Origin of the sequence: Pseudomonas sp. B21-017, from assembly GCF_024749245.1 — a bacterium.
Taxonomy (GTDB): domain Bacteria; phylum Pseudomonadota; class Gammaproteobacteria; order Pseudomonadales; family Pseudomonadaceae; genus Aquipseudomonas.
The window spans coordinates 3,991,038-4,006,030 of the sequence record NZ_CP087194.1 but is presented as its reverse complement, the minus strand read 5'-3'; the positions used below and the strand labels follow the sequence as shown (position 1 = coordinate 4,006,030).

13 protein-coding genes are annotated in these 14,993 nt (G+C 61.7%); 3 read left to right on the top strand and 10 right to left on the bottom strand.

Going from position 1 to position 14,993, the window contains the following annotated elements; all coding sequences use genetic code 11:
• Positions 1 to 45: 45 nt before the first annotated feature.
• The 10 genes from LOY28_RS18050 to LOY28_RS18005 form a co-directional block, all read right to left on the bottom strand.
• Positions 46 to 318, bottom strand: coding sequence for a DUF2790 domain-containing protein (locus tag LOY28_RS18050; RefSeq protein ID WP_258612294.1), 273 nt, complete (start codon positions 316 to 318; stop codon positions 46 to 48).
• Between the two features lie 270 nt (positions 319 to 588).
• Entirely contained in the window at positions 589 to 2,304 is a 1,716-nt protein-coding gene (locus LOY28_RS18045) for an amidase (RefSeq protein ID WP_258612293.1), read from the bottom strand.
• Between the two features lie 198 nt (positions 2,305 to 2,502).
• Positions 2,503 to 2,718, bottom strand: a complete 216-nt coding sequence (locus LOY28_RS18040; protein WP_018930080.1) for a hypothetical protein — start codon at positions 2,716 to 2,718, stop codon at positions 2,503 to 2,505.
• A 158-nt stretch (positions 2,719 to 2,876) separates the two neighbouring features.
• Positions 2,877 to 4,037: an iron-containing alcohol dehydrogenase gene (locus LOY28_RS18035; protein WP_111455096.1), complete on the bottom strand. Its 1,161-nt coding sequence runs from the start codon at positions 4,035 to 4,037 to the stop codon at positions 2,877 to 2,879.
• A gap of 3 nt (positions 4,038 to 4,040) precedes the next feature.
• Positions 4,041 to 5,432 carry an aldehyde dehydrogenase family protein gene (locus LOY28_RS18030; protein WP_258612292.1) on the bottom strand — a complete coding sequence of 464 codons (1,392 nt, stop codon included), beginning with the start codon at positions 5,430 to 5,432 and terminating at the stop codon, positions 4,041 to 4,043.
• A 7-nt stretch (positions 5,433 to 5,439) separates the two neighbouring features.
• Positions 5,440 to 6,813: a glutamine synthetase family protein gene (locus LOY28_RS18025; RefSeq protein WP_018930083.1), complete on the bottom strand. Its 1,374-nt coding sequence runs from the start codon at positions 6,811 to 6,813 to the stop codon at positions 5,440 to 5,442.
• A gap of 243 nt (positions 6,814 to 7,056) precedes the next feature.
• Entirely contained in the window at positions 7,057 to 7,419 is a 363-nt protein-coding gene (locus LOY28_RS18020; RefSeq protein WP_018930084.1) for a DUF6124 family protein, read from the bottom strand.
• Positions 7,420 to 7,873: 454 nt separating this feature from the next.
• Positions 7,874 to 9,550, bottom strand: a complete 1,677-nt coding sequence (locus LOY28_RS18015; RefSeq protein ID WP_018930086.1) for an MFS transporter — start codon at positions 9,548 to 9,550, stop codon at positions 7,874 to 7,876.
• A 228-nt stretch (positions 9,551 to 9,778) separates the two neighbouring features.
• Positions 9,779 to 10,159: a RidA family protein gene (locus LOY28_RS18010; RefSeq protein ID WP_019580252.1), complete on the bottom strand. Its 381-nt coding sequence runs from the start codon at positions 10,157 to 10,159 to the stop codon at positions 9,779 to 9,781.
• Between the two features lie 120 nt (positions 10,160 to 10,279).
• Positions 10,280 to 11,353, bottom strand: a complete 1,074-nt coding sequence (locus LOY28_RS18005) for a LacI family DNA-binding transcriptional regulator (RefSeq protein WP_258614479.1) — start codon at positions 11,351 to 11,353, stop codon at positions 10,280 to 10,282.
• Positions 11,354 to 11,506: 153 nt separating this feature from the next.
• On the opposite strand from LOY28_RS18005, the gene LOY28_RS18000 reads away from it, so the two are divergent.
• The 3 genes from LOY28_RS18000 to LOY28_RS17990 all read left to right on the top strand — a co-directional run bounded on the left by LOY28_RS18000 (position 11,507) and on the right by LOY28_RS17990 (position 14,946).
• A complete protein-coding gene (locus tag LOY28_RS18000) occupies positions 11,507 to 12,430 on the top strand; it encodes a TIM barrel protein (RefSeq protein WP_064618506.1) in 924 nt (307 codons plus the stop codon).
• Positions 12,431 to 12,455: 25 nt separating this feature from the next.
• The gene (locus LOY28_RS17995; protein ID WP_086944878.1) at positions 12,456 to 13,625 is read left to right on the top strand and encodes a Gfo/Idh/MocA family protein; all 1,170 of its coding nucleotides are present in this window, start codon (positions 12,456 to 12,458) and stop codon (positions 13,623 to 13,625) included.
• Positions 13,626 to 13,725: 100 nt separating this feature from the next.
• Positions 13,726 to 14,946 (top strand): helix-turn-helix domain-containing protein, encoded by a 1,221-nt coding sequence (locus LOY28_RS17990; protein ID WP_258612291.1) that lies wholly within the window; start codon positions 13,726 to 13,728, stop codon positions 14,944 to 14,946.
• Positions 14,947 to 14,993: the final 47 nt, after the last annotated feature.

Genomic DNA, 14,993 nt, shown 5'->3' with positions numbered 1-14,993 from the left:
GCACCGCAGGCAAGGAGTGTCGACCCTCCATCGTCCGCACGGTACTCAACCGTTTGAACATCCAGTGCCCATCACTTGATATTGCATGATATGCCGTTGATTGTGAGAGTCTTCATAGGTCATTTGCACCGGAACCGGTTTGCACTCGTCCGGAATCTCTGAGAGGTAAATGACTTTCTTAATGTCGAGCTTCGTTTCGTACGTGTAGATTTCAACAGGTGTTTTACTGGTCGCGTTAGTTGAATGGCCATCGTCTGCAAAGGCGTGTGCGCCTATACCGGCAAGTGCCAGAAGAACCGCAATTTTTAAAGTTTTCATTATCTTCACCGTATCGTCCAAGGTTTACTCTGGGGCCGAGATGATCGTAAAACTCATCTCGGTTTTTCGAGTGGCTACCTCGTGAGCTAATGGATACTGACGCTATTGGCTCACTGGGTAGAGACGATGTTAGGTGTTTGAACTTCTTTCAAATAGCGGCCGACTGGACAAACACTGTTGCCGGTTTTCGCATGAATGGCCCAAAGATCGCAGGCTCCTACAGGGCATGGGTACGGGTGTACTCAACCTCTGCAGGAACCTGCGATCTTTCTATTTTTGGCTACCCGACAAGGGCGGGGTGCGCGGTGGGATCAAGCGTTTCGTCCCCGTCGACTCGAACGCCGAAGCCAGGCGAAGCAGCGTCGAGTCGTCATAGGCGCGACCGGCAAATGTCAGCCCGACGGGCATGCCGATGTCCGGCATGACGCCCATCGGCACCGTGACCGTGGGAACGCCCAGGTGGCGGATGGCGAGATTGCCGTTGGCAACCCATACCCCGTTACTCCACGCGATGTCCGCAGACTTCGGATCGACATCGGCATTCGCCGGCCCAACGTCGGCTACCGTCGGGAAAATCACCGCGTCGAGCCCCAGCCGATCCATCCATTCCTCCAGATCGATTCGACGGGTCTGTTCCAGCCCGCGCAATCCATCAGGCAGCGTGTCGATCTGATCCCACGGCGTAATACCGCGTTCGGCCATCCGTACATACTCGTCCATGCCCGCGGCAAGATCGCCCTCGCGGTTGGGCAGCGTCCCCGGGTCGTGGGGGAAAATCAGCGGCCCATTCACGTCGACCAGGCGATTGAGTTTTGGATCGCCGTTGGCTCGCAGAAAATCATCGAACGCCCAAGCCGTCAGATCCCACAACTCATGGTGCAGGAACTCTTTGGACACCAGGCCCCGGTTAAACACCGTCGGTGCGCCAGGACGATCGCCCTCGCAATTGGAAACCAGCGGGAAATCGACCTCGAGCACTTCAGCACCGGCCGCTTCGAGTGCCTTGCGCGCCTGCTCCCAGAGCCCGATCACGGAAGGGCGGGTGTTGATGCGCTGGCCCGTCGGCCCACCGATGCCAGGCGCATCGCTGGTGCCCGCGTCGGGATCGGCGTTGATGTACATACGAGGCACGCCGAAGCGCTTTCCTTTCAGCGCATCGCTTTTCGCGGCCAGCGATCCGTAGGAAGCGGGGCGCACCGAAGCGACACTCGGAATTGGCACCCAAGGTTGCATCCGCCATAGATCACCGCGTGTGTCGGGATCATCGGCCACCACCACATCGAGCACCTCGAGCAGGTCCGCCATCGTCCGGGCGAACGGCACGACCACGTCCATCGTCGGCGTCAACGGCCAGTTGCCGCGCACCGAGATCACCCCACGCGAAGGCGTATAGGCGCACAGGCCATTGTTCGAGGCAGGGCCACGTCCGCTCGACCAGGTTTCTTCCGCCAAGCCAAATGCCGAGAAACTGGCGGCGGTTGCGGTACCGGCGCCGTTCGAAGAGCCCGAAGCGAAAGGGGCGGTGAGGTAGTCGGCGTTGTACGGACTCTCGGCACGGCCATACACCCCGCGCTGCATCCCGCCGTTGGCCATTGGCGGCATATTGGTCTTGCCCAGGCAGATCGCCCCGGCGGCGCGAAGCCGTTCGATGGTGAACGCATCGCGATAAGCGATCAGGTTGGCGAAGGCGGGACTTCCAGAGGCGGCGGTCAGCCCCTTCACCAGATAACTGTCCTTGGCCGTGTAGGGGATACCGTCGAGCGGGCCTAGCGTTTCGCCCTTGGCCCGACGGGCATCGGACGCCTGCGCGTCTTTGAGCGCATCGGGGTTGCGCACCACCACCGCGTTGAGGGCGGTGGGCGTGTCAGCGCCATCGTAGGCGTCGATCCGGGCGAGATAGGCCTGCACAAGCTCAACCGCCGTGGTCCGGCCGGATTCGAGCGCGGCACGCAGCTCGGCAATGGAAACCTCGGTGACCTCGATCATGCTGTTACCGCCTGCTGCAGACGGGTAGCGTGGTGAAGGTTGCTGTTACGCCGGGTTTTCGGCTCAGGGACATCACTTATTTCACAATGGGTTTTCATTTCGGTTCTCATTGCACTGCATTTGCGCGACAGTATCGGAGAACTCATTGCCCTCTGTCATTCGCCTGTGCCCTGAACCTGATGAGGCGCGTGTTTTTTTCTAATTGCCATCCGCCACCTTGCGTTCGATCTCGGCTATTTTTCGGCTGCGCTCTTCAGCTTCCTGCTTCTGGGTTCGAGTCGCAGTGGCATCTTCAACGTTGCTGTCCTCAAGCTCTGTGTCGACCACATCGATGGGTTCATCAGACGGATCGGTGGGTGGGGTGTTCGAGGTTGTTTCTGATTCGACGTCGTTGACACGGTCATCATTGTTCATTTCGCTTACCTCCGTTGGCCTACACATTGGATTCAGCGATTCGGTCTGAGTTCGAGATTTTTCCGGTATGCCAGCCCAATGGATACCAGAAGCTTGATGGCGCTGATATCAAAATCACATAAGTGTGATGTGTACCCAAAAAGGCAGATTGCTGAGCTCTAAAGACGGCCGTGATAAGCCGCTTCGAAAATTTCTGCCGCGCCATTTCGTGTCAATGGCAGCGGATTACCGCCAGCGCAGGGGTCGACAATCGCCATATCCGCGATCAGGTCGGCCTGCTGATCATCCACCCCCAGCTCCACCAGCGTATGCGGCACGCCGATGTCCTTGCGCAGTTTGAGGACGAAGGCCATAAAACTGTCGAAGCCCGGGGAGGGCAGGCGCAGATACGCCGCCAGACGGGTGATGCGTTCCTCGATGGCCGGGCGATTGAACTTCAGCACATAGGGCATGAACGTGGCATTGGTCATGCCGTGGTGGGTGTCATACAGGGCGCCCACCGGATGCGAGAGGGCGTGCATTCCCCCCAGGCCTTTCTGGAACGCAGTGGCGCCCATCGCCGCCGCCGCCAGCATTTGTGCGCGCGCGTCGAGGTCGGAAGGGGTGTGCACCGCCCGCACCAGGGCATTGGCCACCAGGCGCATGCCTTCCACCGCAATGCCTTCGGCCATGGGATGAAAGCCGGGAGCGCAGTACGATTCCAGGCAATGGGAAAACGCGTCCATGCCGGTGCCGGCGGTGACCTTGGCGGGCATGCCGACGGTAAGGGCGGGGTCGCTGATGACCACCCGCGGCATCATCTTCGGGTGGAAAATGATGCGTTTGGTGTGCGTGCGCTCGTCGATGATCACCGCCGCACGGCCGACCTCGGAACCGGTGCCCGCCGTGGTCGGCACCGCGATGATCGGGGCGATGCGGCTTTCGTCGGCGCGTGTCCAGTAGTCGCCGATGTCTTCGAAATCCCACACCGGTCGGGTCTGGCCGCTCATGAACGCGATGAGCTTGCCCATGTCCAGGCCGCTGCCACCGCCGAACGCCACCACGCCGTCATGGTTGCCGGCACGCCAGGCGTCGAGCCCACCGGCCAGGTTGGCTTCAACGGGGTTGGGCTTGAGGTCGCAGAACAACGCGACACCGAGGCCGGCGGCGCGCAAGGATTCCAGCGCCGCCGTGGTGATCGGGGCACGTGCCAGGCCGCTGTCGGTGACCAGCAACGGTCGCTGGATACCTTGGCTGCGGCAGACTTCCGCCAGTTCGGCGATACGGCCGACACCGAAGCGGATGCTCGTGGGGTAGTTCCAGTTCGCGGTCAGGCTCATGGCTCAGATCTCGTGGCGCAAGTGGAAGGATTTGGCTCGGGTCAGGTGCTCATAGCCCAGGCGTGACAGCGTTACGCCGCGCCCGCTGTTCTTCACCCCGGTCCAGGCCAGGGCCGGGTCCAGGTAATCGCAGCGGTTCATGAACACGGTGCCAGTGGCAATCTCGTTGCCGATGCGTTCGGCGGCGGCCAGGTCTTGCGTCCAGATCGAGGCGCTGAGCCCGAACTCGCTGTCGTTCATCAAGGCGATGGCTTCGTCGTCGCTGGCCACCGGCATGATGCCCACCACCGGGCCGAAGCTTTCCTCGCGCATCACCGCCATTTGATGGGTAACGTCCACCAACACCTGCGGCGCGAGGTAGGCGCTGCCCGGCGGGCCGGCAGCGAAGTCCTTTGGATCGATCAGCGCCCTGGCCCCTTGTGCCTGGGCATCGGCGATCTGCTTGCGAACGAACTCAGCGGCGCCCGGTGTGACCATTGGCCCGAGGGTGGTGGCTTCGTCCAGCGGGTTACCCAGCACGTATTGGCGGGTCAGGGCAGCAAAGCGCTCGACAAAGGCCGGGTAGATTTTTTCATCGACATAAATACGTTCGACGGCGCAGCAGCTCTGCCCGGAGTTGAAGAAGCTGCCGTCCACCAGGTTTTCCACCGCATGCTCAAGGTTGGCGTCTGCCCGGACGTAGGCCGGGTCTTTGCCGCCAAGCTCCAGTCCCACGCCGAGGAAACCTCCGACGGCCGCGTGTTCCATGGCCTCGCCGCCGCTGACAGAACCGGTGAAGTTCACCTGCTGCACCCGTCCAGAGGTAATGATCGCCGCGGCATAGACATGACTGAGCAGCAGATTATGGAACAGCCCTTCGGGCAGCTGGGCGCGACGAAAGGCCTCGGCGAAACGCTCCCCGACCAGCAGCGTTTGCGTGGCGTGTTTGAGGATCACGCTGTTGCCCGCCATCAGCGCCGGGATGATCGTATTCACCGCCGTCAGATACGGATAGTTCCACGGCGCGACGACCAGCACCGTACCCAGCGGCTCGCGTTTGATATAGCGCCGAAAACCCGCGACAGGCGTGGGCTCTATCGCTGCCAACGCTTCAGGCGCAATGGCGATCATATGCCGGGCACGTTCTTCGAAACCGCGCAGTTCGCCAGCGCCGAAGCGTATCGGGCGGCCCATCTGCCAGGCCAGTTCCGGCACGATCTCATCCTTCATCGCCAGCATCGCGTCCACGGCAGCGCTGCAAAACGCGGCGCGTTCGCTCAGTGGTCGGCGTTTCCATTGCGCCTGGGCGGTTTCGGCCGCCGTCAGGGCTTGCTCGATCTGTACCGCATCGGCACGGCGGCGTTCGGCATAGACCCGGCCATCGACCGGGGAGATAAGTTGAACGGTCTCAGTCATGGCGTGCTCAATAGCGCTCGAAGCCGCGCTGCAGTTCCCAGTCGGTTATCCGTCGGTCGTACTCTTTCTGTTCCCAGTCGGCGGTGTGCACGTAGTGGTCGATCACTTCATCACCGAACGCCTCGCGCAACATGCTCGACGCCTTGAGGGCGGCGCAGGCCTCGCGCAGGGTTTTCGACACTTCAGGCAAATGCTCATCGACATAGGCATCGCCCTCGAACGGTGCCGCGAGTTCGAGCTTCTCGTCGATCCCGGCCAGGCCTGCGGCGATCAACGCGGCGAAGGCCAGATAGGGGTTGAGGTCGGCACCGCCGATGCGGCATTCGATTCGGATGGATTTGCTGCCCTCGGCGCACAAACGAAAGCCGGCGGTGCGATTGTCCCTGCTCCAGACCGCCCGCGTTGGCGCGAAGGTGCCGGCCTGAAAGCGCTTGTACGAATTGATGTAGGGCGCCAGAAAACAGGTGATGTCGTTAGCGTATTTGAGCTGCCCGGCCACCCACGAGCGCATCAGTTTCGACATGCCGAACTCGGCCTTGGGGTCGAAGAACAGCGGCTTTTTCGCATGCTTGTCCCACAACGAATTATGGATGTGGCTGCTGGAACCGGCGGCGTCATAGCGCCACTTGGCCATGAAGGTGATCGCCTTGCCTTGCAGTTGCGCGATCTCTTTGCAGGCGTGCTTGATGATGACGTGGTGGTCGGCCATGGTCATGGCATCGGCATATCGGATGTTGATTTCTTCCTGCCCCGGCCCCCATTCGCCCTTGGAGTTTTCCACGGGAATGCCGGATGCCTGCAGGTGCTTGCGAATCGCCCGCAACACCGGTTCCTCGCGGGTGGTCTGCAGGATGTTGTAGTCCTCGATGTAATGGCCGGCGGTCTTCGGCTGGTGGTAGTTGCGCTCGTGGATCGCCTCATAGCTCTCATCGAACAGATAGAACTCCAGCTCAGAGGCGAACATGCCGGTATAGCCGCGCTCGCGCAGGCGCTCGACCTGTTTTTTCAGGATCGCTCGCGGGCTGTGGGGCAGGTCTTTTCTATGGTGATGATCGAGCACATCGCAGAGCACCAGCGCCGTGCATTCCAGCCACGGCACACGTCGTAACGTGGACATGTCGGGTTTGAGCACAAAGTCGCCATAGCCTTTGCTCCAACTGGCAGCGGCGTAACCCGGCACCGGCTCCATGTCGATGTCGTCGGCCAGCAGGTAATTGCAGCAGTGGGTTTCTTCGTGGCCGCTGTCGATGAAAAATTCGACCTGGAAGCGCTTGCCGACCAGTCGCCCCTGCATATCGACCATGCACACCAGCACGGTATCGATCTCGCCGGCGGCAGCGGCGCGTTTAAGTGCTTCGAAACTGAGAAGGGGCTCGGTCATCGCGTCAGTCCTGCGTGAATGATCTGGACCTGTCTGAAATAGCTGTTGCAGACGCTCTCCAGAAAAAAACCAAACCTGCAGACGCGAGCATCGTGAGCAATAAGCTGCTGAAAGCTTAGCCTACAGTTGCTGTGCGCACGTTTCGGTGAGCGGAGGCTGGTGAGGTTTGTCTGTTGCTGACGTCTTGGCGGGGGTGGTGTTGAATGTGGCGAGGCGCTACCGCCTCGCCAAAGAACCTGTCGATTATTCCTTCGGTTCCACGTGATCCAGTGCCTGGTTCACCGCCAGTTCACCGAGCATGACCACTTGCGCAATGCCCAGCAGGGTCTTGCGATGTGAGGTCTCCAGCAACGCTGCGAAATTGTTGAGCATGAGGGTGGCGGAGCCGAGTGTTTCGCTGGCGTTGGCCAGCAGGGATTCGGTGTTGTACTTCGGGTTGGCGAAGTACATGGGCTCGGGTTCGTTGGCCGTGGCCATGATTTGGGCGGCGGGGTTGAGGTAGTGGTCGAGGGCGCGCTCGGCGGCTTCGTGGAGTTTTTTTGAATCGAGGGATTCGTAGGGGGATGTCGGGTCTGTGATCGGCGGATTGGGCGTAGGTTTGAACATGGATGAAACTCCTGGAATAACTATTTAAGGAGCCATCACCCTTTGCTACCAAACGAAGGGTGGCGGCCATGCACAGGTTGGTAGACCGGTCCAGGAACCCGGCGCGCCCGAAGGAGCCCTACGCATGGCCACCATAAAAACAGAGATGAAAAAACAACCTCTGCAAAAGGCGGCGCTATGCGCCTGGAAATACCGGGCTACCAAACCCGATCACTGTTTTTCAGTGACCGGGAAACGATAAAACCCGAGCCCGAAGCGCACAAGCCGGCGGATTCTGGCGCAGGCGTAAGCAACGACGCAAGGCGTTGTAGCCTTGATGAAGTAACACCGGGTGTCTTTAAACACGCAGCTTAAACACCGTGGGTGTATGTGGTGATTCGCCCCGTCAGGAACGGACTGACGGGGCGTTTTTATTGCGTGGGATGCAAATCTATCGCGGCCCAACCCTGAACGCTTACGTGTGATGAATCTCCCGATCCTTGGTTTCCGGCAGGAAGAAAGTACCAAGGATGGCCGTCATCACCGCGATCACGATCGGGTACCACAGCCCGTAGTAGATATCACCCGTGGCCGCGACCATGGCGAACGCCACTGTGGGCAGGAAGCCGCCGAACCAGCCATTGCCGATGTGGTAGGGCAGCGACATCGAGGTGTAGCGGATGCGCGCCGGGAAGAGCTCCACCAGCCAGGCAGCGATCGGGCCGTAGACCATGGTCACGTAGATCACCAGGATGGTCAGGAGCAGCAACACCATCGGGTAGTTGGTCTTGGCCGGGTCGGCCTTCTCGGGGTAGCCGGCGTCCTTGAGGGCGGTGCCGAGGGTGGCGATGAAGGCATCATTGTGGGTCTTGAAGTCAGCGGCCGGCATGCCGGTGCCTTCGAAACTCGGGATGACCTTGTCACCGATGCGCACCTGCGCGACGGCGCCAGGCGCGGCTTTCTCGTTTTTGTAGGGGATGGCCTTCTTCGCCAGCACAGTCTTGGCGAGGTCACAGGAACTGGTGAATTTGGCCTTGCCCACCGGGTCGAACTGGAACGAGCACTGGCCGGGATCGGCGACCACCGTGACCGGATTCTTCGCCTGCGCGGCAAACACGTCGGGGTTACCGAACTCGGTCAACGCATGGAAGATCGGGAAGTAGGTCACGGCGGCGAGGATGCACCCGGCCATGATGATGCCCTTGCGGCCGATGCGGTCGGACAGGCTGCCGAACAGGATGAAGAACGGCGTGCCGATCAGCAGCGAGCCGGCAATCAAAAAGTTGGCGGTTTGCGGGTCAATCTTCAGCGTCTGCAGCAGGAAGAACAGCGCATAGAACTGCCCGGTGTACCAGACGACGGCCTGGCCAGCCGTGCCGCCGAGCAAGGCCATGATCACTATCTTGAGGTTGTCCCAGCGGGCGAAGGATTCGGTCAGCGGTGCCTTGGAAGACTTGCCTTCTTCTTTCATCTTCTTGAACACCGGCGACTCGGCGAGTTGCAAGCGAATGTAGACCGAGACGATCAGCAGCAGGATCGACACCAGGAAGGGAATCCGCCAGCCCCAGGCCTCGAAGGCTTCGGTGCCGAGGAGGGTGCGGCAGGCGAGGATCACCAGCAACGACAGAAACAGGCCGAGGGTCGCGGTGGTCTGGATCCACGAAGTGAAGTAGCCGCGCTTGCCTTTGGGCGCATGCTCGGCCACGTAAGTCGCCGCGCCACCATACTCACCACCCAGGGCCAGGCCTTGCATCAGGCGCAGGCTGATCAGGATGACCGGTGCCGCCACGCCGATGGTCTCGTAGCCGGGCAGAAAACCCACGACAGCGGTGGAGACACCCATGATCACAATGGTGATGAGGAATGTGTGCTTGCGCCCGATCATGTCGCCCAGTCGGCCGAACACGATGGCGCCGAAGGGCCGCACGGCGAAACCCGCGGCGAACGCGAGCAGCGCAAAGATGAAGGAGGTTGTTTCATTGACGCCCGCGAAGAAGTGCTTGGCGATGATCGCCGCGAGGGAGCCGTAAAGATAGAAGTCGTACCACTCGAAAACCGTGCCCAGGGACGAGGCGAAAATGACCTTGCGTTCCTCCTTGGTGATCCCTCGGTTGGGCATGCTGCCCGTGGCTGTAGTGTCAATCGTGGCCATGAGTCTTCTCCGTCTTGCTCTTGTTGAAGGCCGGAGTACCTCACCAACTTTATTACCGCACCCAGGCCCTAGGGCTGATGTCGTCGGATTACCAATTGCGCGAAGCAGAGGAACAGGCAGACGGCCTCGCATTGCTGCATGGTTTCTTAAAGCATAATCACCTTCGCGCAGATATCCACTCGCCAACGTGCCCGGCGATGGCCACTCCCACCGGGCACGTTCGCGGATTTAGCCCTTGGCCGCCATCGCAGTGACTTCCACACGCATGCCTTCGACCGCCAACGCGGCCACGCCAACGGCGGCGCGAACCGGCCAGGGCTTGGCGAAGAAGCGCTGGTAGACCTCGTTGAACGCGGCGCGGTCGGCCATGTCGGTGAGGTAGATGGTCAGATGCAGCACCCGGTCCATGGAACTGCCGGCGTTCTCCAGCGCTACCTTGAGCGCCTGCAGAGTGCACTCGCTTTGCAGGGTGATGTCGCCCAGCTCCAGGCTGCCGTCGGCGCGGGTAGGAATTTGAGTGGAGACCAGCAGGCCGCCGAAACCGGCGACGTCGGAGGAGATGGATTCCGCGTCGGGATCGGGGAGGAACGTGATGTCGTGGTTTGCCATGGGGATCTCTTGTTTGTGGGGGTGAAGGGGCGCCGGGGTATTCAATGATGCAGCGCCTTTTTTTGCGCGGCCAGTTTACAGCCTCATCGTCAGGCCGTTCGTTCTGTTGTGTATCACCTGCTAAACACTTTCAGCCACATCAATCTGCAACGAAAGCATGAACTTCGCTGCGCTGTCCGACGCTGGATCTATCGCGGCATCCACCATGGCCCTGACCGCCATTTGCGCCAGCGCCTCGACAGGGTGTGACAACACGGCTTGAACGATGCCGTCACGCAGGGCTGCCCGGGTGATGGGGGTCAGGTCGTGGCACACCACGACGGGTAGCGCGATGTGCTGGGCTTTCAGTTTCCGCAAGGCGTTGATGACCCCCTCGATACCGCCACCTGCCACATACAGGCCGACAAGGTCGGGTTGGCTGGTGAGCAGGTCGAGCGTGCCGGCATAGGCGAATTCCTCGTCCTCCAGAGTCAGGCGCGTAGCCAGCAATTCCCAGTCCTGGGGTTGTTCCGACAGGAAGGAGCGAAAACTCATTTCACACAGTTCCTGGCACTGAAAGCGCTGGGTGCCGACCATCACGGCCGCTGGCCCCGGTTGCGCTGCCAGGTGCTTGATGAACCAGCCGGCGGTGCGGCCCATGGCACGGTTGTCGACGCCGACATAACCGGCGCCGGCCGAGGCGCTCAGCTCGGACACCAGGGCGACCACAGGAATACCGGCCGCTCGCAATTGCGCCATGGCCTCGCGCACAGCCGGATGGTCGGCGGCCACCACGCCCAGGGCATCGACTTCGCCCTGCAACTTGAGAATGCGTTCTGCGGTGGCGGCCGGGGCCAGGTCGTCGATGTAGTGGATCAGCACCCGAACCTGGGCCCGCACGCTGGCCGTCGCCGCCTCAGCCAAGGCCTTGGCCAGCCCTTGATAAAACGCCACTCCACGCTTTTGCAGCAGAAACCCCAAGCGCACGGTCGGGCGCTGCTGCAGCACTCGTTGTTCGATCACATTACGCCCGTAGAAGCCCAGTCGGGCGGCGGCCTCGGCAATGCGTTGCGCGGTATCGACGCGTACGTTAGCCCGCAGATTCATCACCCGGTCCACGGTGGACAGGCTCACCCCGGCGGCCAAGGCCACGTCTTCCATGGTTGCACGACGACCGAGCGGGTTGCCGGCTGCTGACGAAGAATGCTCTGACAAAGAATGTTCTGACATGAAATGAAAGCCTATCTGAAACTTTTGACGGGTTTTGACAGGTATCGCTCAGGGACTATAGCAGCCGTGCATCTGCCCACCTTAGGATTTCTCCCAGCGAAACATCACCACCCATAACAATAATCATCGGAGCCTGACATGACCCTCCACATCTCCACCGCGCCTTGTTGCTGGGGCGTCGACGACGTCAACAATCCTCATCTGCCGGCGTGGCAACAGGTTCTTGGCGAAGCGGCGCAAGCGGGGTATCGCGGCATCGAATTGGGGCCATACGGTTACCTGCCACTGGACGCCGATGCGGTGGGCTCGGTGCTGGTCAAACACGGCCTGCACGTGGTGGCCGGCACGGTGTTCGACAATCTGGTCGATCCCGCCAACCTGCCCAGCCTGCTGCATCAAACCCGCAATATCTGCGCATTGCTCAAGCAGTTGCCGGCAATTCCCCTGGAGCCGGGGCAACGTTTCGCCATGCCGTGTCTGGTGGTCATCGATTGGGGGCATGAGGAGCGTGACTACGCCGCTGGCCACTCTGACCGCGCGCCGCGCCTGGCGCCCGATGCCTGGCGGGGCATGATGGCCCACATCCGCGCCATCGCCGAGTTGGCGTGGACGGAATTCGGTGTGCGTACGGTGATTCATCCGCACGCCGGGGGCTACATCGAGTTCGCCGATGAGCTGGCCCGACTGGTCGAAGACATCCCCTACGAAGTGGCTGGCCTGTGTCTGGACACCGGCCATCTGTACTACGCCGGTATGGACCCGGTGCAGACCCTGCGCCAGTACGCGGACCGCGTGGATTACCTGCATTTCAAAGACATCGATCAGGCCGTGTTCGATCAAGTGCTGGGCGAACACATCACCTTCTTCGCCGCGTGCGCAAGAGGCGTGATGTGCCCGATCGGCCAGGGTGTCATCGACTACGGCGCCTTGCGCGAGCTGATCACCGAGATCGGTTACCAGGGTTACATCACGGTCGAGCAAGAACGTGATCCACGTAACGCCCACGGCAGTCTGCGCGACGTGGCTGCCAGCCGTGACTACCTGTCCCGGGCGGGTTTCTGATTTCTCTCATGCGAAGGACTTTTCGATGATCAATGGCAGCAAGCGAATTCCTCAACCAATCCGCTGGGCGATGGTGGGCGGCGGGCGTGACAGTCAGATCGGCTACATCCATCGTTCGGCGGCCCTGCGTGACCAGTCGTTTGCACTGGTGGCCGGCGCCTTCGACCTGGACCCGCAACGCGGTCGCGACTTCGGTGTGCAACTGGGGGTCGACCCCGAGCGTTGCTACGGCGACTATCGCAGCCTGATTGAGGGCGAAGCCGGGCGGGCGGATGGTATCCAGGCCATTTCCGTGGCGACGCCCAATGGCACTCACTTTGAAATCACCAAGGCCGCTCTGGAAGCGGGGCTGCATGTGGTCTGTGAAAAGCCGCTGTGCTTCACCCTCGAGGAGGCGCAAACCCTGCGCGAAATCGCGTTGTCGCGAAACCGGGTGGTGGGGGTGACCTACGGCTATGCCGGGCACCAGTTGATCGAGCAGGCGCGGGAAATGATCGCCCAGGGTGAGTTGGGTGAGGTGCGCATGGTGCACATGCAGTTTGCCCATGGCTTCCACTGTGAGGCGGTCGAGGCGCAGAGCGAGGCGACCAAATGGCGGGTCGATCCGCGCCTCGCTGGCCCCAGTTATGTGCTGGGAGACGTTGGCACTCATCCGCTGTACCTGTCGGAAGTCATGCTGCCCGAGCTCAAGATCAAACGGCTGTTGTGCACACGCCAGAGCTTTGTCAAAAGCCGCGCACCACTCGAGGACAACGCCTACACACTGATGGAATACGAAGGCGGGGCCATGGGCAGTGTGTGGTCGAGCGCGGTGAACGCCGGATCCATGCATGGCCAGAAAATTCGGGTGATCGGCTCCAGGGCCAGCCTTGAATGGTGGGATGAGCGGCCGAACCAGCTGTCATTCGAAGTCCAGGGTAAACCTGCCCAGGTGCTGGAGCGCGGGATGGGTTATCTGCATCCCCATGCGTTGCTTGATGACCGGATCGGTGCCGGGCACCCGGAAGGGCTGTTCGATGCCTGGGCCAACCTCTATTACCGTTTCGCCTTGGCCATGGACGCCGCCAACCGTGGTGATCATGAACAACTGGCAACGCTGCGTTATCCAGACATCAATGCCGGTGTCGAAGGCGTGCGCTGGGTCGAGCGCTGCGTCCATTCTGCGGACCTGGGTGGGGTGTGGGTCGATTACTGAGTAACGGGTGCCCCTGGCGGATCGGCGTGCGGCTGAGCAGTCGTGAGATAGACTGATCAGCGGACATCGGACGGTGGGGGTCACACGTGGCGCAATTCACATGGATTCGCTGATCACCGCAGCAGCGCGTGCGCTCGCGGCGGGTGATCCGCTCGGCGCGCTGAACCGCATCGCCTTGCGCAACGACGCGCCTGCACTCGCGCTTCGAGGCATCGCGATGGCGCAACTGGGTGACCTTGTGCGGGCGAAGGCGCTGGTGCGAAGTGCCGCGCGGGCGTTCGGTGCGAAGGAGGCCTTGGCCCGCGCGCGGTGTGTTGTTGCCGAGGCCGAGATCGCGCTCGCCTCGCGTGACCTTAACTGGCCGGCGAAGGCGCTCGACACCGCACGGACGACGCTTCAGGCACACGGCGATTGGGTCAACGCCGCCCATGCGCGCTATCTCGAGATTCGCCGCCTGCTGCTGATCGGGCATCTCGACGAGGCCGAGGGCCGTCTCGCCGAACTCGACCCGACGCCATTACTGCCCGCGTCGAGGGCTGCTTACGAACTGGTTCTGGCGGGCATCGCCATGCGTCGTCTGCAAACGAAAGCGGCGCGCGCGGCACTTGAGCGGGCCGGGCATGCTGCGCAGCACGCGGGCATTGCGGCACTCACCGCCGAGGTCGAAAGCGCCAGGCATATCCTCGATACACCAGCGGCGCGGCTGATTATCGGTGGGCAGGAACAGCCGCTGCTGCTCGATGAGATTGAAGCGTTATTGGCATCCCCCACGCTGGTGGTGGACGCTTGCCGGTATGTGGTGCGCGACGCAGGCGCGTCGGTTTCGCTCGCCCGGCGTCCGGTGTTGTTCGCGCTCGCCCGGGCGCTGGGCGAAGCGTGGCCGGCCGACGTGCCGAGGGAAACGTTGATTGCGCGAGCCTTTCGGATGAAGCACGCGGATGAGTCCCATCGCGCACGGTTGCGCGTCGAACTCGGGCGGCTGCGCGGGGCGCTGCACTTGATTGCCGACGTGATCGCGACCCCACGAGGGTTTGCACTGGTGCCACGGGTTGCGCCTGACGTCGTGGTGCTGGCGCGGCCTGTCGAAGAACAGCATGCGACGCTGCTCGCTTTTCTAGCCGACGGTGAGTCGTGGTCGAGTTCGGCCCTGGCGTTGGTGCTCGGCGCCAGTCAGCGCACCGTGCAACGAGCCCTCGACACGCTGGCGGCGACCGGCAAGGTGCAGTCGTTCGGTCACGGTCGGGCTCGTCGCTGGATGCTCCCGCCGGTACCTGGATTCGCGACGGGATTGTTACTCACGGCGTTGCTGCCCAGTGATTAGCATCCTCTTCACTACCCCAGTGAACGCAGTCAGTAAACGAGGAGCAA

What these genes read in the sequence shown, in the direction of transcription:
- LOY28_RS18050 (WP_258612294.1), bottom strand. Translation starts at nt 318, where the DNA reads ATGAAAACTTTAAAAATTGCGGTTCTTCTGGCACTTGCCGGTATAGGC.
- LOY28_RS18045 (WP_258612293.1), bottom strand. Translation starts at nt 2,304, where the DNA reads ATGATCGAGGTCACCGAGGTTTCCATTGCCGAGCTGCGTGCCGCGCTC.
- LOY28_RS18040 (WP_018930080.1), bottom strand. Translation starts at nt 2,718, where the DNA reads ATGAACAATGATGACCGTGTCAACGACGTCGAATCAGAAACAACCTCG.
- LOY28_RS18035 (WP_111455096.1), bottom strand. Translation starts at nt 4,037, where the DNA reads ATGAGCCTGACCGCGAACTGGAACTACCCCACGAGCATCCGCTTCGGT.
- LOY28_RS18030 (WP_258612292.1), bottom strand. Translation starts at nt 5,432, where the DNA reads ATGACTGAGACCGTTCAACTTATCTCCCCGGTCGATGGCCGGGTCTAT.
- LOY28_RS18025 (WP_018930083.1), bottom strand. Translation starts at nt 6,813, where the DNA reads ATGACCGAGCCCCTTCTCAGTTTCGAAGCACTTAAACGCGCCGCTGCC.
- LOY28_RS18020 (WP_018930084.1), bottom strand. Translation starts at nt 7,419, where the DNA reads ATGTTCAAACCTACGCCCAATCCGCCGATCACAGACCCGACATCCCCC.
- LOY28_RS18015 (WP_018930086.1), bottom strand. Translation starts at nt 9,550, where the DNA reads ATGGCCACGATTGACACTACAGCCACGGGCAGCATGCCCAACCGAGGG.
- LOY28_RS18010 (WP_019580252.1), bottom strand. Translation starts at nt 10,159, where the DNA reads ATGGCAAACCACGACATCACGTTCCTCCCCGATCCCGACGCGGAATCC.
- LOY28_RS18000 (WP_064618506.1), top strand. Translation starts at nt 11,507, where the DNA reads ATGACCCTCCACATCTCCACCGCGCCTTGTTGCTGGGGCGTCGACGAC.
- LOY28_RS17995 (WP_086944878.1), top strand. Translation starts at nt 12,456, where the DNA reads ATGATCAATGGCAGCAAGCGAATTCCTCAACCAATCCGCTGGGCGATG.
- LOY28_RS17990 (WP_258612291.1), top strand. Translation starts at nt 13,726, where the DNA reads ATGGATTCGCTGATCACCGCAGCAGCGCGTGCGCTCGCGGCGGGTGAT.